This window comes from Kribbella sp. NPDC049174, from assembly GCF_043197365.1.
Taxonomy (GTDB): domain Bacteria; phylum Actinomycetota; class Actinomycetes; order Propionibacteriales; family Kribbellaceae; genus Kribbella.
Map to the genome: position 1 here is coordinate 1397444 of NZ_JBICSZ010000001.1, position 23069 is coordinate 1420512.

The 23069-nt window shown below is 68.8% G+C and carries 21 protein-coding genes; 12 read left to right on the top strand and 9 right to left on the bottom strand.

Annotation, left to right across the window (positions count from 1 at the left end):
- Positions 1-66: 66 nt before the first annotated feature.
- Genes ACGFIF_RS06485 through ACGFIF_RS06495 form a run of 3 tightly spaced genes read left to right on the top strand, consistent with a single transcriptional unit; the run spans position 67 to position 2626 of the window.
- The gene (locus ACGFIF_RS06485) at positions 67-516 is read left to right on the top strand and encodes a hypothetical protein (protein WP_393152094.1); all 450 of its coding nucleotides are present in this window, start codon (positions 67-69) and stop codon (positions 514-516) included.
- The gene (locus ACGFIF_RS06490) at positions 513-1388 is read left to right on the top strand and encodes a tetratricopeptide repeat protein (protein WP_393152096.1); all 876 of its coding nucleotides are present in this window, start codon (positions 513-515) and stop codon (positions 1386-1388) included. Before ACGFIF_RS06485 ends, ACGFIF_RS06490 begins: the two co-directional genes overlap by 4 nt.
- Positions 1385-2626 carry a tetratricopeptide repeat protein gene (locus ACGFIF_RS06495; RefSeq protein ID WP_393152098.1) on the top strand — a complete coding sequence of 414 codons (1242 nt, stop codon included), beginning with the start codon at positions 1385-1387 and terminating at the stop codon, positions 2624-2626. Before ACGFIF_RS06490 ends, ACGFIF_RS06495 begins: the two co-directional genes overlap by 4 nt.
- Here ACGFIF_RS06495 and ACGFIF_RS06500 read toward each other — a convergent pair whose 3' ends face one another.
- Positions 2627-4756: an elongation factor G-like protein EF-G2 gene (locus ACGFIF_RS06500; protein WP_393152100.1), complete on the bottom strand. Its 2130-nt coding sequence runs from the start codon at positions 4754-4756 to the stop codon at positions 2627-2629.
- A gap of 128 nt (positions 4757-4884) precedes the next feature.
- On the opposite strand from ACGFIF_RS06500, the gene ACGFIF_RS06505 reads away from it, so the two are divergent.
- A complete protein-coding gene (locus ACGFIF_RS06505) occupies positions 4885-6762 on the top strand; it encodes a DUF2207 domain-containing protein (protein ID WP_393152102.1) in 1878 nt (625 codons plus the stop codon).
- 58 nt (positions 6763-6820) lie between these two features.
- Here ACGFIF_RS06505 and ACGFIF_RS06510 read toward each other — a convergent pair whose 3' ends face one another.
- The 3 genes from ACGFIF_RS06510 to ACGFIF_RS06520 all read right to left on the bottom strand — a co-directional run bounded on the left by ACGFIF_RS06510 (position 6821) and on the right by ACGFIF_RS06520 (position 10445).
- Positions 6821-7351: a ferritin gene (locus tag ACGFIF_RS06510; protein WP_393152104.1), complete on the bottom strand. Its 531-nt coding sequence runs from the start codon at positions 7349-7351 to the stop codon at positions 6821-6823.
- A gap of 51 nt (positions 7352-7402) precedes the next feature.
- Positions 7403-9310, bottom strand: a complete 1908-nt coding sequence (locus ACGFIF_RS06515; protein ID WP_393152106.1) for a DUF2264 domain-containing protein — start codon at positions 9308-9310, stop codon at positions 7403-7405.
- A gap of 118 nt (positions 9311-9428) precedes the next feature.
- Positions 9429-10445 carry a hydroxyacid dehydrogenase gene (locus tag ACGFIF_RS06520; RefSeq protein WP_393152108.1) on the bottom strand — a complete coding sequence of 339 codons (1017 nt, stop codon included), beginning with the start codon at positions 10443-10445 and terminating at the stop codon, positions 9429-9431.
- A 175-nt stretch (positions 10446-10620) separates the two neighbouring features.
- On the opposite strand from ACGFIF_RS06520, the gene ACGFIF_RS06525 reads away from it, so the two are divergent.
- Positions 10621-11535: a proteasome assembly chaperone family protein gene (locus ACGFIF_RS06525; protein ID WP_393152110.1), complete on the top strand. Its 915-nt coding sequence runs from the start codon at positions 10621-10623 to the stop codon at positions 11533-11535.
- Positions 11536-11583: 48 nt separating this feature from the next.
- Here the strand turns inward: ACGFIF_RS06525 and ACGFIF_RS06530 are convergent, their stop codons facing one another.
- The gene (locus tag ACGFIF_RS06530; protein WP_393152112.1) at positions 11584-12024 is read right to left on the bottom strand and encodes a DoxX family protein; all 441 of its coding nucleotides are present in this window, start codon (positions 12022-12024) and stop codon (positions 11584-11586) included.
- Positions 12025-12191: 167 nt separating this feature from the next.
- Between ACGFIF_RS06530 and ACGFIF_RS06535 the strand changes: the two genes are divergently transcribed.
- Positions 12192-13028, top strand: a complete 837-nt coding sequence (locus ACGFIF_RS06535; RefSeq protein WP_393152114.1) for an acyl-CoA thioesterase — start codon at positions 12192-12194, stop codon at positions 13026-13028.
- Between the two features lie 107 nt (positions 13029-13135).
- On the opposite strand, the gene ACGFIF_RS06540 is transcribed toward ACGFIF_RS06535, so the two are convergent.
- Positions 13136-14494 carry an aminotransferase class I/II-fold pyridoxal phosphate-dependent enzyme gene (locus ACGFIF_RS06540; RefSeq protein WP_393152116.1) on the bottom strand — a complete coding sequence of 453 codons (1359 nt, stop codon included), beginning with the start codon at positions 14492-14494 and terminating at the stop codon, positions 13136-13138.
- A gap of 174 nt (positions 14495-14668) precedes the next feature.
- On the opposite strand from ACGFIF_RS06540, the gene ACGFIF_RS06545 reads away from it, so the two are divergent.
- From ACGFIF_RS06545 to thrS, 6 genes are all read left to right on the top strand, one after another.
- Positions 14669-15622, top strand: a complete 954-nt coding sequence (locus tag ACGFIF_RS06545) for a hypothetical protein (protein WP_393152118.1) — start codon at positions 14669-14671, stop codon at positions 15620-15622.
- Positions 15619-16443 carry a deaminated glutathione amidase gene (locus tag ACGFIF_RS06550; RefSeq protein WP_393152120.1) on the top strand — a complete coding sequence of 275 codons (825 nt, stop codon included), beginning with the start codon at positions 15619-15621 and terminating at the stop codon, positions 16441-16443. The genes ACGFIF_RS06545 and ACGFIF_RS06550 overlap by 4 nt, the downstream gene beginning before the upstream one ends.
- Positions 16444-16459: 16 nt before the next feature.
- Positions 16460-17395, top strand: a complete 936-nt coding sequence (locus ACGFIF_RS06555; protein ID WP_393152122.1) for an ABC transporter substrate-binding protein — start codon at positions 16460-16462, stop codon at positions 17393-17395.
- A gap of 2 nt (positions 17396-17397) precedes the next feature.
- Positions 17398-18330 carry an amino acid ABC transporter permease gene (locus ACGFIF_RS06560; RefSeq protein ID WP_393152124.1) on the top strand — a complete coding sequence of 311 codons (933 nt, stop codon included), beginning with the start codon at positions 17398-17400 and terminating at the stop codon, positions 18328-18330.
- The gene (locus tag ACGFIF_RS06565; protein ID WP_393152126.1) at positions 18327-19091 is read left to right on the top strand and encodes an amino acid ABC transporter ATP-binding protein; all 765 of its coding nucleotides are present in this window, start codon (positions 18327-18329) and stop codon (positions 19089-19091) included. The genes ACGFIF_RS06560 and ACGFIF_RS06565 overlap by 4 nt, the downstream gene beginning before the upstream one ends.
- 157 nt (positions 19092-19248) lie before the next feature.
- Positions 19249-20493, top strand: a complete 1245-nt coding sequence (gene thrS, locus ACGFIF_RS06570; RefSeq protein ID WP_393152128.1) for a threonine--tRNA ligase — start codon at positions 19249-19251, stop codon at positions 20491-20493.
- Between the two features lie 4 nt (positions 20494-20497).
- Here thrS and ACGFIF_RS06575 read toward each other — a convergent pair whose 3' ends face one another.
- From ACGFIF_RS06575 to ACGFIF_RS06585, 3 genes are all read right to left on the bottom strand, one after another.
- Positions 20498-20782 (bottom strand): hypothetical protein, encoded by a 285-nt coding sequence (locus ACGFIF_RS06575; protein WP_393152130.1) that lies wholly within the window; start codon positions 20780-20782, stop codon positions 20498-20500.
- 75 nt (positions 20783-20857) lie between these two features.
- On the bottom strand, positions 20858-21715 hold the full coding sequence (locus ACGFIF_RS06580; RefSeq protein WP_393152132.1) for a MaoC family dehydratase: 858 nt from the start codon (positions 21713-21715) through the stop codon (positions 20858-20860).
- Between the two features lies 1 nt (position 21716).
- Positions 21717-23063, bottom strand: a complete 1347-nt coding sequence (locus tag ACGFIF_RS06585; RefSeq protein ID WP_393152134.1) for a 3-oxoacyl-ACP reductase — start codon at positions 23061-23063, stop codon at positions 21717-21719.
- Between the last annotated feature and the right edge of the window lie 6 nt (positions 23064-23069).

Here is a 23069-nt window from a genome sequence, read left to right on the forward strand (position 1 = left end):
GCCCACGCTGGCGTTACACTGCGCGGGCCGGATCCTGCCCACCCCTGAGGCCCACCGAGGAGCCCCATGCCGGACGAACTGCTGCGCCCGACCATCGGCGCCGGCGTGGACCTGAAGGTACGTCCGTGGCGGCTGATGTCGCAGACGTACGTCGCCTTCTTCGGCGGCGCGATCGCATCGACGGTAATCGCGTTCCTCAACGCCCGCCGGCTCGGCGTGGACGCGGCCGGGCGCCGCCTGATCCTGCTCACCGGCGCGGCCGGCCTGGTCGCGGTGACGATCGCGCTCGCCCTGCCCTTCGGCGAGTACGACGAGACGCCGGTGCCGAGCGTGGTGGTCACGGCGATCGCCATGGTGTGCAGTTACGTCCAGCAGCGGATCCAGCGGCCGATGGACCGCGCGTTCCAGCTCCGTGGCACGGACTACCGCCCGCTCTGGGGCCCCGGCATCGCTGCGACCGTCGGCGGCGTCGCGGTCCAGATTCTGATCGCGGCTCTCGTGGACGGTGTGCTGTGAACGAACCAACCGAGGCCCGTCTCCAGATGGCCGGCCATTGGCTGCGGATCGGCCACCCCGAACGCACCCTCGACGAGCTCCAGGGCCTCTGGGGTGACGCCGCGGTCGACTACCGCGCGTTCCTGTTCCGCGGCGCTGCCCTGCATGCGCTCGACCGCAACGCCGAGGCCGTCGACGTACTGAAGGCCGGTCTGGCCCAGCACGGGCCGTTCCTCCCGCTGCTGCACGTCCTCGGCTCCTCACTGCGCGCCGAGGGTCGCCTGCCGGAGGCTGAGGGCGCATTCCTCCAAGGTCTGAGCCTGGACCCGAACGACCCGGACCTCCTGATCGGTTACGCGCACGTCTGCCTCGCCGCCGGACAGGCCGAGAAGGCGAGCGCCCTGGTCGAGCGAGCCGCCTCGCACGCACCCGAGAGCGCCGCGGTCTCGGCCGCCCGCGCCCAGGTCGCGTTCGCACTCGGCAAGGACCGCGACATGCACCGCCACAGCACCGAGGCTCTCTCACACGACCCCGAGGACCCGGGCGCGCGGGCCCTGCACGGTACGTCGTCGATGCTCACCGGCGACTCGCGATCGGGCTACAACTCGTTCGCCTCCGCGGCTGCCTCGCAACCCGGCGACCCGGACCTGCGCGCGGCCGCCCGCGAAGCGAAGCTGATCAACCACCCGCTGATGCGCCCGCTCCGCCCGTTCCAGCGGTTCAACCCGCTGGTCGTCTGGGTCGGCGCGGTCGCGGTCATCTACGGACTCCGCCTGGCCGGCCTGGCACCACTCGCGTTCGTCGCAGCGATCGGCTGGTTCGGCTTCTGCATCTACTCCTGGGTGGCCCCGCCCCTACTCCGCCGCTGGATCAACAGGAGGTGGGGATCATGAATGACCGCATCGCCGCACTGCGGAAGGCGGTCGAGGCGAACCCGGACGACGTACTGCTCCGGCTCGTTCTGGCCGAGTCGCTGGTGGCGGCTCAGGACATCGAGTCGGCTTTGGATCAGTACGTCGTACTGCTCGATCAGCAGGGGTTGCCCGACGACCAGTTCGTGCCGGTCGGTGAGCTGGCGGCTGCCAACGGGCGGCTCGCCTTGCTGCGGAACCTCCTCGAGGCGGCCCGCCAGCAGGGTGTGGTCGAGGGGACCGGGCGGCTGCAGCAGCTGGTCGACGAGATGATCGCCGAGCGGAGCGGGGTCAAGATCAAGGTCGGTCCCGAGGCCGAGACGCCGTACGAGGTGGACACGCCGAAGGAGACGACCACCTTCGACCAGGTCGGCGGGATGGACGACATCAAGCGGGTCATCCACCGGATGGTGATCCTGCCGCTGAGCCGGCCCGAGCTGTACGAGAAGTACGGCCGGAAGTCCGGCGGCGGCGTGATGCTCTACGGGCCGCCGGGCTGTGGGAAGACGCTGCTGGCCCGGGCGACCGCGGGGGAGTGCGGGCTGCCGTTCGTCAACGTCCGGATCGAGGACGTGATGGACCCGTACCTGGGCGTCTCCGAGCGCAACCTGCACGCCGCCTTCGAGCGCGCCCGGGCGAACGCGCCGTGCGTGCTGTTCCTGGACGAGCTCGACGCGCTGGCCTTCGCCCGGCACAAGCACGGCGGATCCTCGGCGCGCCGGCTGGTCGACGTACTGCTGCAGGAACTGGACGCGATCGGCTCCGAGAACGACGGCCTGCTCGTCCTCGCGGCGACCAACGCGCCCTGGGACGTGGACGAGGCGATGCTCCGGCCGGGCCGGTTCGACCGGGTCGTCTTCGTACCGCCGCCGGACGAGCCCGCGCGGTCCGACATCCTGAGCGTGCTGGTCAAGGACGTCCCGGCGGACGGGCTGGATCTGAAGGCGCTGGCCGGGCAGACACCGATGTTCAGCGGCGCGGACCTGCGCGCGCTGATCGAGCGCGGTATCGACCGGGTGATCGACGAGGCGCTGAGCAGCGGTGGCGAGCCGCCGCTGTCCATGCGTCACCTCACCGAGGTGCTGCCCACGGTGAAGCCGTCGACGCTCGACTGGCTGCACCGCGTCCGGTCCTACATCGAGTTCGCCAACCAGAGCGAGCGGTACGACGACGTCGCGGCGTACCTGCGTACCCGCGACGTCCGTCGCCGCCTCAGTTAACTAACCAGACTTCACCTTCGCCGCCGCCGACTCGGGCATCGGGTCGTAGCGGGAGAACGACCGCGTGAACGACGCGGCGCCGTGGGAGAGAGACCGCAGGTCGATGGCGTAGCGGGTGATCTCCACCTGCGGCACCTCGGCCTTCACCAGCGTGCGGTCCTCGCCGACCTTGTCCGTACCGAGCAGTCGCCCGCGCCGGCCCGACAGGTCGCTCATCACCGGACCGACCAACTCGTCCGGCACCAGCACCGACACCAGGTCCACCGGCTCCAGCAGGCTCACCTTCGTGGCGGACGCTGCCTCGCGCAGCGCCAGCCCGCCGGCCATCTGGAACGCCATGTCCGACGAGTCGACGCTGTGCGCCTTCCCGTCGAGCAGCGTGACCCGGATGTTGACCATCGGATAGCCGGCGGCGACACCCTTCTCCATCTGGGCCCGGACACCCTTCTCCACGCTCGGGATGAACTGCCGCGGCACCGCCCCGCCGACCACCTTGTCGACGAACTCGAAGTCGGACCCCTCCGGCAGCGGCTCCACCTCGATGTCGCAGACGGCGTACTGACCGTGGCCGCCGGACTGCTTCACATGCCGCCCGTGCCCCTTGGCCTTCCCGCCGAACGTCTCCCGCAGCGGTACCCGCAGCTCCACGGTGTCGACGGTCACGCCGTACCGGTTCGCCAAGGCATCGAGTACGACGTCCGAGTGCGCCTCACCCATGCACCACAGCACGATCTGGTGCGTCTCCGGGTTCTGCTCGATCCGCAGGGTCGGGTCCTCGGCCGCCAGCCGCTGCAACCCGACACTCAGCTTGTCCTCGTCCGTCTTGGCATGTGCCTGGACGGCGATCGGCAGCAACGGCTCGGGCATCGTCCACGGCCTCAGCAGCAGCGGGTCCGCCTTGTCGGACAGCGTGTCACCGGTCTCCGCCCGGGTCAGCCGCCCGATCGCGCACAGGTCGCCCGCGACCACCGCGGACGCCGGTCGCTGCACCTTGCCGAGCGGGAACGACAGCGTGCCGATCCGCTCGTCCTCGTCGTGGTCGGCATGCGAGCTCGCACCGAAGAACGACGTGAAATGGCCCGACACGTGAACCGTCGTGTCGGGCCTGATGGTGCCGGAGAACACCCGGACCAGGCTCACCCTGCCGACGTACGGGTCCGACGTCGTCTTCACCACCTCGGCGAGCAGCGGTCCGCTCGGGTCGCAGGCCATCGCCTTGCGCGGTACGCCGTGCGGCGTGAACACCTCCGGCAGGGTGTGCTCGGGTGGCGACGGGAAGCCGCTGGTCGCGACCTCGAGCAGTTCCTGGGTGCCGACGCCGGTCCCGCTGCAGACCGGGATGACCGGGAAGAACGAGCCCCGGGCGACCGCGCGCTCGAGGTCCTCGATCAGCACCTTGTGGTCCATCTCCTCGCCGCCGAGGTAACGGTCCATCAGCGACTCGTCCTCGGACTCCTCGATGATGCCCTCGATCAGCGTGCCGCGGAGCTCCTCGATCTGGTCCTCGTACGACGCGTCCGGCGCCGAGGTGGACCGTTTGCCTTCTCGGTACTCGTAGTACGTCTGGGACAGCAGCCCGATCAGCCCGTCACCAGCGGGCAGGTAGAGCGGTAGCACCTTGTCACCGAACGCGGCCTGCGCGGCGGCGAGTGCGTTCTGGTAGTTCGCCCGGGCGTGGTCGAGTTTGGTGATCACGACGGCCCGCGGCATGCCGACCTGGTCGCACTCGTGCCACAGCGTCTTGGTCGGCTCGTCGACGCCCTCGCTCGCCGAGATGACGAACAGGGCGCAGTCGGCGGCCCGGAGTCCGGCCCGGAGTTCGCCGACGAAATCCGCGTACCCGGGGGTGTCGATCAGGTTGACCTTGATTCCGTCGTGCGGCAGTGAGGCCAGTGAGAGCCCGACCGACCGCTGCTGGCGGATCTCGGCGTCGTCGAAGTCGCAGACCGTGGTGCCGTCCAGGACGGTGCCGGGTCTGTTCAGGACGCCGGAGGCCACCAGCAGGGCCTCGACGAGGGTGGTCTTGCCGGCTCCGGACGGGCCGACGAGCACCACGTTGCGGATGGCGGCCGGGCTGTCCACAGCGGGGGCGGCTCCGGTGCCCTGGGAAGTGTTCGTCTTGTCTGCCATGACGTTCCTCCTGGTCCACCCACGATTCCCCCAACGGCCACTCAGCACAAGAGCCATCCGGTGGCGTTTTCTCCTGACATGTCAGCGTGGTCCCCACCACCGACCCTGGCTGTCGGTACTGTCACCGCATGCGAAGGGCCCTCGTCACCGCGATCACCATCCTCATCACCGCACTGGCGCTGGCCGGTTTCGCCACATCCGCCTCCGCCGCCCCCGGCGACGAGGTGAAGAGCTTCCAGATCGACTACACGGTGACTCCGGACGGCGTTCTCCAGGTGAAGGAGACGATCGCCTACAACTTCGGCAGCACCGGCCGGCACGGCATCTACCGCGACCTGGTCATCCGCGAACCGTGGCGGGACGACGATTCGAAGGACCAGGAGTACCAGGTCTCCAACATCAAGGTGGAGAGCCCTGACGCGCGGGCCGACTTCAGCACCGAGACGACCAAGTCGAACCACGACCGCTACCAGACGCTGCGGATCAAGATCGGCTCCGAGGACGAGACGATCTCCGGGTACAACGCGACGTACGTGATCACGTACGACGTCCGCGGCGCGCTCCGGCACTTCGACGACCACAGTGAGCTGTACTGGGACGCGACCGGCTCCAGCTGGGAGGCCGTCCTCAACCAGGTCACGGTCAACGTCACCGTGCCCGAAGGTGTCACGCAGGTCGAGTGCTTCACCGGTACGGCGGGATCGACGCAGGACTGCCCGCAGAAGACGGTCAGCGGTGGGAAGGGCGTCTTCAGCGCGAGCGACCTGCCCCGCGGTGAACAGCTGACCATCGTGGCCGGGATCAAGGCCGGCGTGGTCAGCAACGACACCCCGATCCTGGTCGACCCGCCGAGCTGGATGGAGCGGGAGGGCATCACCGTGCCCACGCTGATCACCTCGATCGCGGCGACGGTGATCGCGCTCGCGGGCGCGCTGCTCTACGCGAAGAAGGGCAGCCCGGACCAGCGGTTCGCCGGCCTGCCGCCGGGGACGTTCCCGCCGGACGGGATGGTCGCGCAGCCGGTCAAGGACGAGCTGTCCGAGGACCAGATCCCGGTCGCGTTCTCGCCGCCGCGCATACCGGTCGCCGAGGGTGGTCTGCTGATCGATGCCAAGGCGAACACCACCGAGACCGCCGCGACGCTGATCGAGCTGGCGGTGCGGGGCGGCGTACGGATCGAGAACACCGGCAACTCGCAGAACGCCGTACTGGTGAATCCGGCGGCCGCGACGGCGCCGCACGAGCAGATGTTGCTGTCCGGGCTGTTCCCGTCGCTGCAGCCGGGGTCGTCGGTCGCGCTGCGGCGTGGTGCGGTCGGTGATCACACCATGCGGCGGGCGCACGACGGGATGATCGCGGCGCTGCGGGAACAGGTGAAACAGCGCGGGTGGTATCTGCGGATGCCGCGGCAGGGTGGCGGCCCGGTGTTCAAGAACGGCTTCGGCTGTGCCTGTATGGCGATGATCGGGATCTGGGTGTTCGGCGCCGGGCTGATGGGGACCATCGTCGGCGCGGCGACCGGGGGACTGGGCCGGGCAGTGGTGATCGGGCTGCCGGTGCTCGCGGTGATCGTTGCCATCGGCATCTGGATCGCCAAGCGGGCGCGGGGGCAGCGGAACCCGGCCGGCCGGGCGGTGGCCGACCAGTTGATCGGGTTCCGGAAGTACCTGGCCACCGCGGAGGCCGAGCAGCTGCGCTTCGAGGAGGGCGAGGACATCTTCAGCAAGTACCTGCCCTGGGCGATCGCGTTCGGCCTGGCCGATCGGTGGCAGCGCGTCTGCGCCCAGCTGGTCGCAGCTGGGCGGATCACCCCGGACCCGTACTGGTACGTCGGCCCGTCCTACTACAGCTCCGGCTGGACCGCCGGAGCCCTCAGCAGCACCGTCGCCAGCACCTTCGACCCCCCACCCACCCCATCCAGCAGCTCCGGCGGCGGCAGCTCCTCAGGCTTCAGCGGCGGCTCCTCCGGCGGCGGAGGCGGCGGCGGAGGCGGCGGCTCCTGGTAACAAGCCCGCTCGCCAACCACCCGCGCCGACTATCACCTGCACCTGAGATTGCGGACCCTCAGACCTTCCCACCCGCGATGGGGGGAGCGGTCGGGTCGTTGGCGCCGCCGTCGCCGGCGCCCTCGCGCGCCAGGAAGTCCTCGAGGTGGAACAAGTTGTCCCCGGCCCGCTTCGCGACGTTCACGAGCGTGTTCATCGCCGCGACCTCCTCGACCTGCTCCTTGAGGAACCACTGCATGAACTGTTCGCCGATGTAGTCGCTCTCGTCCCGCGCGGTCCGGGCCAGCGTCTCGATCTGCTTGGTGACGGTGATCTCCTGCTGCAGCGCCAGCTCCAGCGGCTCCAGCGCGGACTTGAAGTCGGACACGACCTCGCCGACGCTCGGGATCTGCGGCCGCACGTCCTTGTCCAGCAGGTACTGCACCATCATCATCGCGTGGTTGCGCTCTTCCAGGGACTGCTTGTAGAAGTGCGAGGCCAGCTGCGGAAGATCCTGGTCGTCATACCAGACAGCCACTGCCACATACTGCTGGGCGGCGGTGAATTCGTTACGGATCTGTTCTTGCAGAAGTTTCTCGTACGTGCTCATGACGTCAATCTAGTGGCCACCGGTAGATTTCTCACCGTTGGCGAGGCTCTCCTAACCCACGCGATTCGGTCCCAGTTCGACCACCTCGTCACCACCGCCGGGCAGACTGATCCGCACCGTCGTCCCGTCCACCGCGACGTTGATGCCTTCGGCAAGCGCCTCGGGCCGGAGCGCGTCCCGGGTCAGCAGCACGGCGCTCACTAGCACGAGCGGTTCGCCGTCATGCGGAGCCATCAGGTACGGCGTCGCCGAGTGCGCACCGAAGGCATTCGCACCCAGTCCACGGTGCACTCCGGCCTCGTCGTACCCGTGCAGACCGACGACCGCCGAGACCAGCCCGTCGTCGTTCCGCGCGGACGCCCACCGATCCCCGGCGGTTGCCTCCGGCAAAGACTCTCCAGCGACCGCGAATCCACCGCTCCGCACCATCGCACCCGCCGGCCCCTCGACCAGCGCACACCGGATCTCCCAGCCATCATGCACGACCGAGGTCGTGTCGATCCGCCACGGGCCGTCCGAGCCCAGCCACGCCTTGTGCCAGGACGACGCCGTCCGCCCGCTGACCGAGATCCGCCGGATCCGCCCGCGCGAACTCGACTGCCCGTCCGCGTCGACCAGTGAGATGAGGTTGTCGATCCGCGGCGCGTGGTCGGACAGCTCCGGACCCGCGTGGTTCGCGTACGCCAGTCGGTTGTAGTGCGGATCGCCCTCCGGCTCCACACCCTCAGGCTCGGCCACCGGCGCGTGGTCGGCACCGTGGTTCACCAACTGCACCACCTGGTCGTGCCGGCTCGCGTGCACGATCCACCCCGGCGCCGGCATCGCCCGTACCTGGTCTGCGTCGTCCAGCGGCACCGAGCCCTCCGGATCGGTCCACACCGGGTGCTCCGGCGGCAGCACGAGCCCGATGAAACCCTTGGATGCCCAGTACGGCGAGCCAGGCCCGGAGTACTGCTGTGTGGTCGGCAGGAACGTGTCGTACCACCCCAGCGTCAGCAGCCCACGCTCATCCGGCACACCATGCTGCACGAAGTGCCGCGCGATCCCGGAGCACAGTCGCCGCGTCTGCCCGGGTGCCAGGGGAGTGGCGTCCAGCAACGCACCCATCCAGTACGGCGTCGCCGCAGCCATGCGGTAGGTCAGTGAGCGGCCCTGGTACAGCGGTGCGCCGTCGTTGCCGACCAGATGCACCGCGTCCTCCAGGAACAGCTGGAGCCGCTCGCGGTACAGCTTCAGCCGATCCTCGTACGCCGCACCGGGCGTGGCGGCCGCCATCCGCGTCCACAGGCCCGGGTAGAGGTGCATGGCCCAGCCGATGTAGTTGTCGAAGTTCTGCCCGTCGCCGTCCGAGTACCAGCCGTCGCCGACGTACCAGTCCTCGATCCGGTCCAGCCCGCCGTCGATGTCCTCCTGCGAGTACGGCGCTCCGACCGACGCGAGGAACTGTTCACTCACGACCTGGAACAGCCGCCAGTTGTTGTCGTGCGTCGTCGACCCGTTGAACCCGCCGAGCCATTCCGCCACGTGCTCCTGCGCCCGGGTGTCGAGCCGGTCCCAGATCCACTCGCGCGTCTCGTGCAGCGCGACCGCGATCGCCGCGGCCTCGACCATTTGCTGCGACCGCGGGGTGAGCCGCAGCCACGCCTCCGGGTGATCCGGGTTCGCACCGTTCGCCACCCCGCGCGCGTACCGCTCGATCAGCTGCTCACACCCCTTGCCCTGCACCCCGGCAATCCGGAACGCGGCCAGCATGAACGACCGCGCAAACCCCTCGAGCGCATCAGACGCCGTACCGGACCGACTCGGCCGCCCCGGCAACGCGATCAACGACGCCCCAGGCGAGAAGTACGGCACCAGCGAGTCGAGCAGGTGATCAGCCAGCGCCTCCCAATGCGCCCGGCTCCACCCGGTCTGACGGGACAGGACACGGTCGGTGTCGGGCAGGACGAGGCGGGTCATGGGGCCTCCCGGTCTGGACTGAGGAGTGAAGGGAACGAAGTGACTGGAGCGACGAGGGAAGACCGGGAGCCAAGGCCCCATGACCCCGCCGGCGCCGACGGCCCGGCCGAGAGCACAGTCATGCGAGTCTCCCGAGTTCGGTTGGGTTGATGGAGTGCAGTAGGGGCCGGCCGGTGGTGAGGCGTTCGAGTTCGCTGACGGCGAGTTCGCCGAGGCGGGCGATTTCGTTGCCGACGGCACCGGCGACGTGGGGGGTGACGAAGACGTTCGGCAGGTCGAGCAGTGGTGAGTCCGGCGGCAGCGGTTCCGGATCGGTCACGTCGAGGACGGCGTCGATCCGGCCGGACATGCACTCACGCTCGAGCGCGGCTGTGTCGATGATCCTGCCGCGGGCGGTGTTGATCAGCACCGAACCGTCCCGCAACAGCCCCAGCAGGCGCGCGTCCACGAGACCAACGGTCTCCGGAAGCAGTGGCGCGTGCACGCTGAGGATGTCGCTGCGGCTGAAGAGCTCGTCGTTGTCGACCAGTTCGGCACCGAGTTCGGCCGCCTCGGCCTGGCTCAGGTAGGGGTCGCTGATCAGCACCTGCAGGTCGAAGCTCCGCAGCCGCTCGGCGACCATCCGGCCGATCCGGGACGCGCCCAGCAGGCCGACCGTCGTACCGTAGCTGCCCGGCATCCCGTGCGGATCCGTCTTCGTCCGGTCGATCCGGTACTGCGCCGCGAGCCGGAACGCCCGCTTGCCGGCCAGGACGACGGCCGCGACGGTGAACTCGGCCACCGGCAGCGCGTTCGCGTGCGCCGCCGACGACACCTGGATCCCCCGGTCGAACGCCTCCGGAGCGACGATCGCCTTCACCGAACCGGCCGCGTGCAGGATCGCCTGCAGCTTCGGCGCCGCCTCCAGCACCTCCGGGCTGATCCGCGGGCAACCCCACCCGGTCAGCAGTACGTCGACCTCGGGCAGCGCGGCCAGGATCTCCGGGTCGTCGAGGAACGTCGTACCGGGACCGACCGGGAGCACGGTCGCGGTCGCCTCCAGCCGGGCCATCACCCGGGGGACGAGGACGCGAGCCCGGCTGGCGTCGTTCATGGCCAGCATGACGGTCAGGGCGGAATCTGGTTCGCTGCTCACACCAGCCAACTTAGCAAGCGCTTTCCAATGCTGTCTTCCCCCGTGTCGAATTTTGAAAAGAACCTTAAAGATCCCAGACCTGGAATGTGGGGACGCACGTTCGGCGTTGTCCACGTCAAGAGGGCAGGATAGAGGGGCCTACCCGCCCTGTTGGCCACTGCTGAAGGAGACGACGATGCTGCGACCGGACGACCTCTACGAGATCGTCGACGAGTCGGTGGCGACCGGCCCGGCGGCGACGCCGAAGGTGCTGGTGCATTCGCTGGACGGATTCATGGACGCGGGTCAGGCGGGCCGGGTGACGGCCGACCACCTGCTCGAGGTGCTGCACAGCCGGCTGCTCGCGCGGTTCGACGTCGACCTCCTGCACGACTACCGGGCCCGGCGGCCTGAGGTGACGTTCGCCGAGGACCGGTTCATCGACTACACGCCGCCGCGGCTGAATCTGCACCTGCTGACGGACGACGCGGGCGTCGAGTTCCTGCTGCTCGAAGGCGTCGAGCCGGACAACCACTGGGACCGGTTCGCCGGTGCGGTCCGGCAGCTGATCGAGCGGTACAACGTGACGCTCACGGTCGGCGTCCACGGCATCCCGATGGGCGTCCCGCACACCCGTCCGCTCGGCCTGACCGCACACGCGACCCGGCCCGAGCTGGTCACCCGGTCGAACATCTGGGACGGCGAGATGCGGCTCCCCGCGAGCGCCGGCACGATGCTGCAGGTGCGGCTGGGCGAGGCCGGAAAGGACGCGATGGGCTTCGCGGTCCACGTCCCGCACTACCTGGCCGAGAACCGCTTCCCTGGCGCCGCGCTGGCGCTGGTCCACGCGATCTCGGCGGCGACCGGTCTGCTGCTCCCGAGCAAGGCGCTGCTCGACGAGGCCGCCGTCACCGGCCGGCTTGTCGACGAGCAGGTCGAGGCCTCGGAGGACGCAAGCGCGGTGGTGAACGCGCTCGAGACGCAGTACGACGCAGCCGCCGGATCGGTCAGCCGCGGCAGCCTCCTGGCCGGCTCCACTCCGTCAGCGGAGGAGCTGGGCGCCGAGGTCGAGCAGTTCCTCGCCGAGCTCAACCGCGACGACGACAAGTAGCCACAGACAACAGAACGGCCGGGGCAACGCGCCGGCCGTTCTGATGTGTCAGGCTGCGACTTTGGCCCGGCCGGAGGAGCGGTTGAAGATGCTGTCGAGGCTGACCCGACCGGCGCCGACAACCGCCAGCGTCAACGACAGCAGGCCGAGTACTGCGACCAGCTCCCAACCGCCGTCCGCGACGAAGACGCCGTTGGACAGGTGGACGAACGCAAGCGCACCGACCATGTCCAGCGCCAGCAGGACGCCGACCGCCGGCGTCAGCAGACCGAGGATCAGCGCGATACCACCCAGCAGCTCGATACCGGTCGCGTAGTACGCGGACAGGGTCGGCGCGGGTACGCCCATCTTGTCGAACATGGCGGCCGTACCGTCCAGGCCGTTCGTGCGGAACTTCTGCCAGCCGTGCGCGACGAAGACGATGCCCAGCCCGATTCTCGACAGCAGCAGGACGAGGTCGCGGGCGGCGGCGGTGCGGGTCAGGCTCACAGAGTGCTCCTCAAACAGGTGATTTGTGATTGAGCGTTCAACCATAGCCTACCGACGGCCACCGAAAGGTCACCGAAAGAGTCCGCGTGACCGGAACCACAGCCGGTACGCCGTCCGCGGGCACGGATCGCACGTCGTCGTACCTCCTGGACCTGTCAGGATGAGGCATGCCCGAGTCGCTGGAGGACCTGGTCGAGTTGCTCGACCTCGAAAAGATCGACGTCGACCTGTTCCGCGGCCGGCAACCGCAGACTTCGATGCAACGTGTGTTCGGTGGTCAGGTGCTCGGGCAGGCGCTGGCCGCGGCGAGCCGGACCGTCGAGCCGGAGCGGACCGTGCACTCGCTGCACGGGTACTTCCTGCGTGGCGGGGACACGTCCGTGCCGATCATCTACCGGCCGGAGCCGACCCGCGACGGCGGCTCGTTCAGCAGTCGCCGCGTGGTCGCGTCGCAGAACGGCAAGCCGATCTTCTACATGTCGGCCTCCTTCCAGCGCCCTGAGCAAGGGCTGGACCACCAGGATCCGATGCCGGACGACCTGGTCTCCCCGGACGAGGCGCCGACGCTGGCCTCCGTCCTCGAGGCGCGCTCGGGCCGTGCGGCCGCCGACTGGGACAAGGAGTGGTCGGCGCTCGACGTACGCCTCGCCGGCGTCACCGGCCGCCAGTTCTGGATCAGGGCCGCGGGCAAGCTTCCCGACGATCCCGCCTTGCACGCCTGCGTTCTGGCCTACGCCAGTGACCTGACGTTGCTAGGGGCAAGCTTGCTCCCACACGGCATCGTGATCGGCGACCGCCGCATCCAGCCGGCCTCCCTCGACCACGCGCTCTGGTTCCACCGCCCGTTCCGTGCCGATGAGTGGCTGCTCTACGACCAGGCGTCCCCGTCCGCCTCCGGCGCCCGCGGCTTCGCCACCGGCCGCCTCTTCACCGAGGACGGCCACCTCATCGCCTCCGTAGCCCAAGAAGGCTTGATCCGCCCCGTAGGCCTCGACCTCGACTAGCTGGCCACCAGGGCCGCCCGGGCGGCTCGTTCCAGGAGTCGGTGCACACCTTCGCGAACGCGGGCCTGTCGACCTATCCAGCTCGCCGCCCGGGGTGGTGTGTCGCGTTAGCGAGCCTGGACCGCGAGGGCGATGGCGTCGGCGACTCGGTCGGCTGCGGGGATCGGGAGCCCGGTGGCGATGCGGATCGCGGGCGGGGCCGCCTTGGTCCAGCTGGCGCTCGCACCGGCCACGGCGATTCCGTGCGAGGCCAGCACCAGAAGAGCCTCGTGCTCACTGCGGACCGGCACCCAGATCGCCAGACCGTCCACGCTGGTCGACGTCACGCCTCGACCGGCGAGGAGGTCGGCGAGGTGCTCGCGACGCTTCTGGTATGTCGTCCGCGCGGCGGCGACCGTGGCCTGCGACTTCTCGTCCTGAAGCAGCCAGGCCAGCGCGTTCTGCAGGAGGCGACTGGTCCAGCCCGAACCGAACTGCCGATAGACACGCACTCGCTCGATCGGCTCGGCCGCGCCGGCCATGACGCCGAGGCGGAGGTCGGGGGAGTGGGACTTGGAGTAGCTGCGGACGAGGACGCTCTGATCGGGCAGCAACTCCGCGACGCCGTGGTAGTCGAAGGCGCTCAGCTCACCGAGCCCGTCGTCCTCGACCACCAACGTGTCCGTGCCGGCGAGCAACGCCGCCAACTCGTCCCGCCGCCCAGGTGTCACCGAGGCGCCGAAATAGGAACTGCTCCGCGGCTCGTAGATGAACGCGACCGGATCGAGCCGGAGTGCGTCCCGCAAGGACGCCGGGATCGGGCCGTCCGCATCGGTCGCGACGGGGACGGCGCGAGCGCCGACGTTGTCGAGGATGTCGAGCAGTCGTGGGGTGGCCGGGTCCTCGATCGCCACGTGTTCGCCGGGGACGACCGTCGTACGCATGAGCAGGAGGAGGCCTTCGTAGCCGCCGTTCACGCACATCCAGTTGTCGGTCTTGAACGGCCAGGTGTGCTCGGCGGCGGCGCGGAGTGGTCCGCTGATCGACACGACGTCGTACGAGTGCACGTCGGGGTCGCGGAGGGCGTGGATGAAGGCGGGGGACATGCTCGGGAGCAGCGCCGGGTCCGGGACGGCGCGGGAGAGGTTGAGGGTCTGGTTCGGCCAGAGGCGGGAGATGTTCTCGTAGCGCGCCGGCCGGGGGACCGCGAGGCCGCCGAGAACCCACGTGCCCTGCCTTCCTCCGCCGGCCACCACGCGCTGCTTGCGCAGGGTCGCCCAGGCTGCGGAGACGGTCGCCGGGCTCACGTCCAGTCGTGGCGCGAGGGCCCGGACGGTCGGGAGCCTGGTCTGGGGAGCGAGCTCACCGTGCCGAACCAGGCGGGCGATCGCGGCCGCGATACCGGCCGCGCTGGCCTCGGTGATCTGCTCGGCCAGCCACGCCGACGAGACCGCCGGCCCATCCTGCGGTGGGACCTCCTCAGCCACCCGGCCTCCCCGGTTTTTGATCAGTAACATTTCAGATCATTGTTCGAGCTCTTGTGCTGAACATAGGCTACCGAACATTCCTACTCGCGCCACCGCCGTCGCGACCGCGGACCCCACGAGAGCGTCCCGGGTATAGAGCTACCGAACGATCATCGCCACCGGAGGTACCACCGCGTGAAGCTTGAACTCGGCGTTCGCCACTGGGACCACGTGATCCCGCTGGCCCTCGGCGACGTACCCGGTCCGACCGTCACGCGGTTGGAGACGACGCCCGATCTTTGGTCGTCACCGGAGTACGACGGCGGTGAAACGTCGTTCAGCCGGTACGTCCGGGCCCGCGCGGCCGGCGATGATCGCGTGGTCGCCCTGCCGGTCTTCCTGATGCGGGGTTTCCGGCACCGCTGCATCATCGTGCGGCGCGACTCGAACGCCGAGACCGCGGCCGATCTCAAAGGCGCCCGGATCGGCCTGACCGGCTGGCCGGACAGCGGCAACACGTGGACCCGCGCGATCCTCGCCGAGGCAGGCGTCGGCGTCCACGACGCCGACTGGCAGGTCGGCCCGCTCACCAGCGCGCATCCCGTCGTCGACCGCATCGGTGGCGTTGCCGTCGGCAACAACGTCCGCCACACCACGGACGGCGCCCGGCTGATCGAGCTGCTGGACAAGGGTGAACTCGATGCCGTCATGACGCCCTTCATGCCACCCGGCTTCCACGACGAGGACTCGCCGTTCCGCACCCTCTTCCGCGACACGCGCGCCGTGGAGCGCGAGTACTACGGCCGCCACGGCTTCATCCCCGGCATCCATCTGCTTGCCCTGCGCAAGGAGGTTCTCGACGCCAGGCCGGAGATCGCCCAGCAACTCACCGACTTGTTCGAGCAGGCGAAGCAACTCGCCTTCCAGCGAAGGAACAAGCTGATGGACGTCACCCCTTGGCACAACGAGGAGGTCGGCATCACGACGAAGGTCTTCGGATCCGACTGGATGCCGTACGGCGTATCACCCGACCGTCGCATGGTCGCCGCCTTCCAGGACCACCTCGTCGCCCAGGAACTGCTCGCGCGCCCCGTCCCGGAAGAGGACCTGTTCCCGTACCAGATCGACCCTTTGGAGAAGACCGCATGAGCACGCTGAGAGTCGCGGCCGCGCAGTTCGTGGCGAGCATCGACTGGCAGGAGAACCTCGAGACAGCCGCCGGCCTGATCAAGCAGGCCGAGGCCGACGGCACAGATCTCCTGGTGCTCCCCGAAGGCGTGCTCGCCCGCTTCATCGAGGAGCGCGAACGCATTCGCGAACACGCCCAGCCCCTCGACGGCCCGTTCGTCGAAGGACTCCGGCAGGCGACCGAGGGTCTCGATGTCACCGTCGTCGTCGGCATCCACGAGAAGTCCGGCAACGACAAGCCGTACAACACCCTGGTCGTCCTCAAGAACGGCGAGATCACCGGTCTCTACCGCAAGCTCCACCTGTACGACGCATTCAGTCAGCTGGAGTCCGACAACGTGACGCCGGCCGACGTCGTACCGGAGCTGATCGACGTCAACGGTTTCAAGGTCGGTCTGATGACCTGCTACGACGTCCGCTTCCCCGAACTGGCCCGGCTGCTGACGCTGCAGGGAGCCGACGTACTCGTCCTCCCGGCCGCGTGGGTGAAGGGTCCACTCAAGGAACACCACTGGCAGACCCTGGTCACCGCCCGCGCGCTGGAGAACACCGTGTACGTCGTCGCCAGCGGCGAGTGCGGTCAACGCAACATCGGCCAGAGTCTGATCGTGGACCCGCTCGGTGTCCCGCTCGCCCAGGCGGGAGAGGAACCGGCCACCATCTCGGCCGTCGTCTCCACGCGGCGTCTGACCGACGCCCGCCACCGCCTGCCGGTCCTGATCAACCGGCGCTTCACCGTCAGCCCCACCCCTCGACCAGTTGAAGCTGTCCCCACCAGCTGAAGCCGTAGGAGTAGTCGTGTCCATCCCCCGCACCACCGCCGTCGCCGTACTGGCTGCAAGCCTGCTCGGCGTCTCAGCCTGCACCGCCGACCCGATCGACACCAGCGCCGAGGGCAACGCGAAGGCGCCGGCCGCCGCGATCCCGCAGCAGCAGGTCGACAAGGCCCTCCACGACCAGCTGCCGGCCAAGATCAAGACCGCCGGCAAGATCGTTGCCGTCAACAACGGCTCGTTCCCGCCCTACGTGATCGTCGGCACCGACGAGAAGGCGCCGATCGAAGGTGCCACCGCCGATCTCTCCCAGGCGATCAGTCAACTGCTCGGCGTCCAGATCGAGCACACCACGGTGGACGGCCTGGCCAGTGTCCTGTCCGGGATGCAGGCGAAACGGTACGACCTGGACCTGGGCCCGACCGGTGACTTCGTCGAGCGGCAGAAGCAGGCGACCTTCATCGACTACGTCCAGGAGTACGTCGTCTTCGCCGTTCACAAGGGGAATCCGAAGGGGATCGACGGCCTCGACACCGCCTGCGGCAAGCGGGTCGGAGTGATGGCGGCCGGGTCCGCGGAGAAGGTGATCAAGGCCCAGTCGGCGAAGTGTGTCGCGGACGGGAAGCCGGCCGTCGAGGTCCAGTCGTACAAGGACCAGCCGTCGTCGATCCTCGCGGTCCAGTCCGACCGGGCCGACGCGTTCTTCTCCTCGCAGGCACCGCTGACCTACTTCGTCGCGCAGTCCGGCGGCAAGCTGGAGCTGGCCGGTGTTGGCAAGGGCAACGGTTTCGAGGACCTGTTCCAGGGCGCGCTGGTGCCGCTTGGTTCACCGCTGGCCGACGTACTGCTGGCCGCGCTCGAAAAGCTGCATGCCAACGGCACCTATGACGCGATCATGGCCAAGTGGGGGCTGGAGCAGAACAAGCTGGCCAAGCCAGGCCTCAACCTCGGGAAGAGCTGATCATGGCTACCACCGTGCAGGACGCACCACCGGCCGGCGTCGACCTCGACGTCCGGGACGCGACACGACGTAGACATCCCTGGCGCTGGCTGTCGGCGTTCATCGTGCTGGTGTTCGCCGCGCAACTGGTGAAGATGCTGATCACCAACGAGAACTTCGGCTGGGACGTGGTCTGGAGCTGGCTGCGGGCCGAGTCGATCGTCCGCGGCCTCGGCATCACCCTGATGCTGACCGTGGTCGCGATGGTGATCGGCGTAGTCCTCGGCGTACTGCTCGCGGTCTGCCGGATCTCGGCCAACCCGCTGCTGCGCGGCGCGGCCGGTGTCTACATCTGGTTCTTCCGCGGTACGCCGACGCTGGTCCAGCTGATCTTCTTCTACAACCTGTCCGCGCTGCTGCCGCAGCTGAACCTCGGCATCCCGTTCGGACCGGTCTTCGCCAGCTTCGACACGAACACCCTGATCACGCCGTTGCTGGCGGCGATCCTCGGTCTCGGCCTGAACGAGGGCGCGTACATGGCCGAGATCGTCCGCGGCGGCCTGCTGTCGGTCGACCCCGGCCAGAAGGAGGCCGGCCAGGCGCTCGGGATGACGAACACACGGATCATGAAGCGGATCATCCTGCCGCAGGCGATGCGGTTCATCGTGCCGCCGACCGGCAACCAGGTGATCAGCATGGTGAAGGCGACCGCATTGGTCAGCGTGATCGCGCTGTCCGATCTGCTCTACACCGCGCAGTCGATCTACAACCGGACGTTCGAGACGATCCCGATGCTGATCGTGGTCTGCCTGTGGTACCTCGCGGTCACCTCGGTGCTGTACGTCGTCCAGTCCTTCATCGAACGGCACTACAACCGCGGCGCCCGGCACCAGGCTCCCAGCTTCTGGGACTTCCTCCGGATCCGGCCCAAGGCCCAGCAGGGGAGTGCAGCATGAGTACGGCGGTATTGCAGGCTCGCGGTGTCCGGAAGAGCTTCGGCCACACCGAAGTACTGTCCGGCATCGACCTCGACGTCGCGCCGGGCGAGTCGGTCGTCGTCCTCGGGCCGTCGGGCTCGGGCAAGTCGACCTTCCTGCGCTGCGTCAACCTGCTCGAGTCGCTGGACGCGGGCCGGATCACGGTCGACGGCCGGGACGTCGGGTACGACGTACGCAACGGCAGGTTGCACGAGTTGTCGCCGAACGAGATCGCCCGCCGGCGCCGGGACATCGGGATGGTCTTCCAGCAGTTCAACCTGTTCCCGCACATGACGGCGCTCGAGAACATCATCGAGGCACCGATCGCCGTACTGGGTGAGGGCCGCCGGGAGGCGACGGCTCGGGCCGTCCAACTGCTCGACGAGGTCGGACTGGCCGGGCGGGAGAAGGCCTACCCGCGGCAGCTGTCCGGTGGCCAGCAGCAGCGGGTCGCGATCGCCCGCGCGCTGGCGATGCGGCCGAAGCTGATGCTGTTCGACGAGCCGACGTCGGCGCTCGACCCGGAGCTGGTCGGCGAGGTGCTGGTGACGATGAAGAAGCTCGCGACAGCCGGGTTGACGATGGTCGTGGTCACGCACGAGATCACCTTCGCGCGGGAGGCCGCGGACCGGGTGGTCTTCATGGACGAGGGACAGGTCGTCGAGCAGGGGACACCGGAGCAGGTGATCGACAATCCACAGCACGAGAGAACTCGGGCGTTCCTTTCCCGATTCCTCTGATACCGTTGGAGACATGTTGCAGCGCGCAGTAGTGACGACGACGCCGGAGTACGTCCCGGCGCGCTGACACCTGACTGTCGAAAAGCCCCGGGGCGAGTGCCCCGGGGCTTTTTCGTGCTCTGTGGTACCTCGCCCCCACCATTCGAGGAGCCACACCATGTACGACCACCGCAAGATCGGCCGGGAGCTCGGCCTGTTCGACTCGGACCCGTTGATCGGGGCGGGTCTGCCCTATTGGCTGCCCGCGGGTGCCGCGGTTCGCCACGCCTTGGAGAGCTACATCGCCGAGGTGGAGCGAAGAGCCGGCTATCAGCAGGTCTATTCACCTGTCCTCGCCAAGCGCGAGCTGTACGAGATCTCGGGCCACTGGGCGAAGTACAGCGACGACATGTACCCGCCGATGGACATGGGCGGCGAGCAGCTCGTACTGCGACCAAGCATCTGCCCGCACCACGCGCTGATGTACCGGTCCCGCTCACACAGCTACCGGGAGCTCCCACTGCGCATGTCCGAGCTGGGCGGGCAGTACCGGGCCGAGCTGTCCGGTGCGATCGGCGGCCTGAGCCGGGTCCGCGCGATGCAGCTCAACGACGCGCACATCTTCTGCAGCCTCGACCAGGTCGCCGAGGAGGCCGGCAACGCACTCGACCTGATCAATCGGGCGTACGACGACCTGGGCATCAGCGCCTCGCGTTACGTCCTGGCACTCCCGTCCGAGGACGCTGACTTCGACAGTCCGAGCAGCAAGTACGTCGGCGACGCGGCGAGCTGGGACCGGGCGGCCGGACTGCTTCGCGAGGTGCTCGACAACGCCGGCATGGACTACGAGGAGTCGCCCGGCGACGCGGCGTTCTACGGGCCCAAGATCGACATCCAGCTGGCGGACTCGGCCGGCCGCGAGTTCAGCCTGTCGACCGTCCAGATCGACTTCCACCAACCTGAGCGGTTCGGCCTCGAGTACGTCGGTGCCGATGGCAACAAACACCGTCCGGTGATGGTGCACCGCGCAATCGTGGGCAGTATCGAACGGGCCATGGCGCAGCTGATCGAGGTCCACGGCGGCGCCTTCCCGGCCTGGCTCGCGCCGGTGCAACTCGTCGTCCTGCCGATCTCCGATGACGAGGAGAAGCTCGCCGTCGAGGTGGCCCGGCGGGCGTCGGACCGCGGCCTGCGGGTCGAGATCGCGCACGCCGACGAGGGCAGTCTCGGCGCTCGCATCCGCGAGAACCGGCTGGCGCCGTACCAGGCCGTCATCGGTGCCCGCGAGGCCGCCGACCGACTCATCGCCCTGCGTCGACGGGATGGACAACGGGTCGACGCGGCTCCGATCGCCGTGGTCCTCGACGACCTCCGCGCACAGTGCCGGCCTCCGTCACTCCGACGAGCGGGGGACCTTGCGTGATCCGTCAGGTCGGGTTGTGCGAGCGCCGTCGCAGGATCCAGGTCGCGATCGGCACCACGATGATCGTCCCGATCAGGGCACCCAGCAGTCCGCCCCAGTCGAAGATGTCGGTGTCACCGATGCCGAGGCCGAGCGTGAAAATCAGGTAGCCGAGCAGGGCGCCGAGCAAGCCGAGTCCGACAGAAACAAGCCAGGACTTCGGCCCGCTCATGTTCCGGAAGGCATCACCGGGGACGAGCATCCGGGCCAGAACTCCGCACACCAAACCGAGTAAAAGTGCTCCAATCATGACCACCCCTCCTGGATCGGAGTGTCCTCCACATCGTCGGCGGAGTCGAGTCGGCGCGGCTCGACTCTGCCGACCTCAGTGGGCCTGGAGCTGGCCGATCAGGTGGGTGAGTTCGCGGCGCTCGTCGTACACGGCGAAGTCGGTGGTCTTGCCGGACGTCTTGTAGCCGAACTGGACCCGGGACGGGAGCAGCAGCGGCTTGCGGAAGTCGACACGGACCGTGAAGGCGTCGGGGAGCTTCGCGATGCGCTGCATCGAGGCGAGCGAGGCGGCCTTGGCCCACATCCCGTGCGCGATCTGGCGGGGGAACCCGAATGCCTGGGCGGTGAGTTTGAACAGGTGGATCGGGTTCCGGTCGCCGGACGCGGAGGCGTACCGGCGGCCGAGGTTCCCGCGCAGGTCCCACCATGCGGCCGGGTCGAGCTCGGGGTCCGGCAGCAGGTCGACGTGTGCGTTCTCGTTGCCGGTGGAGCGGCTGAGCAGCGTGGTCAGGTCGGTCCACACCACCTCGCCGTCGACGCTGACCTCGCTGATGATGTCGAAGACGGTGCCCTTCGGATGCGGGCGCTCCGCCGTACTGTGCACCCGGATGGCCGGCTCGGCGTGGATCGGGATCGGCTGCAGCTGAGTGATCGTGTTGGACAGGTGCACGATCCCCATCGGCTTGTAGGGGAACGAGGGGTCGGACATCAGGTCCAGGTGCAGCGGGAACGCGAGGATGTGCGGGTACGTCACCGGGAGCGCCGGTCCGGCGGTGAAACCGGTGACGTCCCGGTACGCCGTCAGGTGGTCCTGATCGATCGCGGATCGGGGCAGCTCGAGGGTGAGGCCGTCGGCGTCCGGCTCGTAGTCGGCGCGTCGCAGCGTGGCCTTCACAGTCCGGGCGTAGAGCGCACCGAATTTCGGTGTGTCGTCGTACTTGCGAGTCGCCATCTCACGCACCCAGCATGCTCTGGCCGCAGACGCGGACCACGTTGCCGGTCACTCCGGCCGAGGCCGGGTCGGCGAACCAGGCGATCGTCTCGGCCACGTCGATCGGCAGCCCGCCCTGCTGCAGCGAGTTGATCCGGCGGCCGACCTCGCGGATCGTGAACGGGACCTTCGCGGTCATCTCGGTCTCGATGAAGCCCGGGGCGACCGCGTTGATCCGGATCTGCCGCTCCGCCAGCTTCGGCGCGAGCGCCTGGACCAGACCGATCACACCGGCCTTGGAGGTGGCGTAGTTCGTCTGGCCGTTGTTCCCCGCGATCCCGGCGATACTCGCGACCCCGACGACCGAGCCGCCGTCGCGCAGCGCGCCGGACTCGAGCAGATGCTGCGTGATCCGCTCGGGAGCGCGCAGGTTCACATCGAGTACGGCGTCCCACGCGTCGGTGCGCATATTCGCCAACCGCTTGTCGCGGGTGATCCCGGCGTTGTGGACGACGATGTCGAGGCCGCCGTACTGCTCCTGCGCGTGCGCGGCGATCCGCTGCGGCGCGTCGACCGCGGTGACGTCGAGCAGCAGTTCGCTGCCGCCGATCCTGGAGATCACCTTGCGGAGGGCGTCCGCGTTCTGCGGTACGTCGACGCCGATCACGGTCGCGCCGTCACGGGCCAGGGTGTCGGCGATCGCGGCACCGATACCGCGGGCGGCACCCGTGACCAGGGCGACCTTGCCGGCGAGTGGGTGATCCGGGTCGTTGCTGACCAGCGGCCCGATCCCGATCCTGGCCACCTGGCCGTCGACGTACGCCGACTTGGGCGACAGGAAGAAGCGGAGGGTCGAATCCAGCTGCTCGTGTGCGTCCGGAGCGACGTACACGAGATTCACCGTCGCGCCGCGCTTGACCTCCTTGCCGAGGCTTCGCGTGAAGCCCTCGAGGGCGCGCTGGGCGATCTGCTGCTCGGGCGACTGCGCGAGCTCCGGCGTCCGGCCGACCACGATCACCCGGCCGGCCGGAGCCAGCTGGCGGATGACGGGGGAGAAGAAGCGCTGCAGGCTCGTCAGCTCGGCGGTCGAGGTCGCGCCGGTCGCGTCGAAGACAAGTGCCTTCGGCCGGATCTCGCTGGATGCGATGCCCTCGGTCGCCGTACTGAAGGACGCGCCGATGTCCCGCAGCAGGGCCTGGATCGCCTTCCCGGTGTCACTCTCGGAGATCGCGCCGAACACCACCGGCCCGTCGATCACCGGCGAGCCGTCGGTCCAGCGCGGCAGGGGAGTCGGGTCGGGCAGACCCAGGTTCTTCACCAGGGTCTGGCCGAGCGGCGTCCGGGTGAAGGTCTGGTAGCGGTCCGTCATCTCAGC

What these genes read in the sequence shown, in the direction of transcription:
- ACGFIF_RS06485 (WP_393152094.1), top strand. Translation starts at nt 67, where the DNA reads ATGCCGGACGAACTGCTGCGCCCGACCATCGGCGCCGGCGTGGACCTG.
- ACGFIF_RS06495 (WP_393152098.1), top strand. Translation starts at nt 1,385, where the DNA reads ATGAATGACCGCATCGCCGCACTGCGGAAGGCGGTCGAGGCGAACCCG.
- ACGFIF_RS06500 (WP_393152100.1), bottom strand. Translation starts at nt 4,756, where the DNA reads ATGGCAGACAAGACGAACACTTCCCAGGGCACCGGAGCCGCCCCCGCT.
- ACGFIF_RS06505 (WP_393152102.1), top strand. Translation starts at nt 4,885, where the DNA reads ATGCGAAGGGCCCTCGTCACCGCGATCACCATCCTCATCACCGCACTG.
- ACGFIF_RS06510 (WP_393152104.1), bottom strand. Translation starts at nt 7,351, where the DNA reads ATGAGCACGTACGAGAAACTTCTGCAAGAACAGATCCGTAACGAATTC.
- ACGFIF_RS06515 (WP_393152106.1), bottom strand. Translation starts at nt 9,310, where the DNA reads ATGACCCGCCTCGTCCTGCCCGACACCGACCGTGTCCTGTCCCGTCAG.
- ACGFIF_RS06525 (WP_393152110.1), top strand. Translation starts at nt 10,621, where the DNA reads ATGCTGCGACCGGACGACCTCTACGAGATCGTCGACGAGTCGGTGGCG.
- ACGFIF_RS06535 (WP_393152114.1), top strand. Translation starts at nt 12,192, where the DNA reads ATGCCCGAGTCGCTGGAGGACCTGGTCGAGTTGCTCGACCTCGAAAAG.
- ACGFIF_RS06550 (WP_393152120.1), top strand. Translation starts at nt 15,619, where the DNA reads ATGAGCACGCTGAGAGTCGCGGCCGCGCAGTTCGTGGCGAGCATCGAC.
- ACGFIF_RS06560 (WP_393152124.1), top strand. Translation starts at nt 17,398, where the DNA reads ATGGCTACCACCGTGCAGGACGCACCACCGGCCGGCGTCGACCTCGAC.
- ACGFIF_RS06565 (WP_393152126.1), top strand. Translation starts at nt 18,327, where the DNA reads ATGAGTACGGCGGTATTGCAGGCTCGCGGTGTCCGGAAGAGCTTCGGC.
- thrS (WP_393152128.1), top strand. Translation starts at nt 19,249, where the DNA reads ATGTACGACCACCGCAAGATCGGCCGGGAGCTCGGCCTGTTCGACTCG.
- ACGFIF_RS06575 (WP_393152130.1), bottom strand. Translation starts at nt 20,782, where the DNA reads ATGATTGGAGCACTTTTACTCGGTTTGGTGTGCGGAGTTCTGGCCCGG.
- ACGFIF_RS06580 (WP_393152132.1), bottom strand. Translation starts at nt 21,715, where the DNA reads ATGGCGACTCGCAAGTACGACGACACACCGAAATTCGGTGCGCTCTAC.
- ACGFIF_RS06585 (WP_393152134.1), bottom strand. Translation starts at nt 23,063, where the DNA reads ATGACGGACCGCTACCAGACCTTCACCCGGACGCCGCTCGGCCAGACC.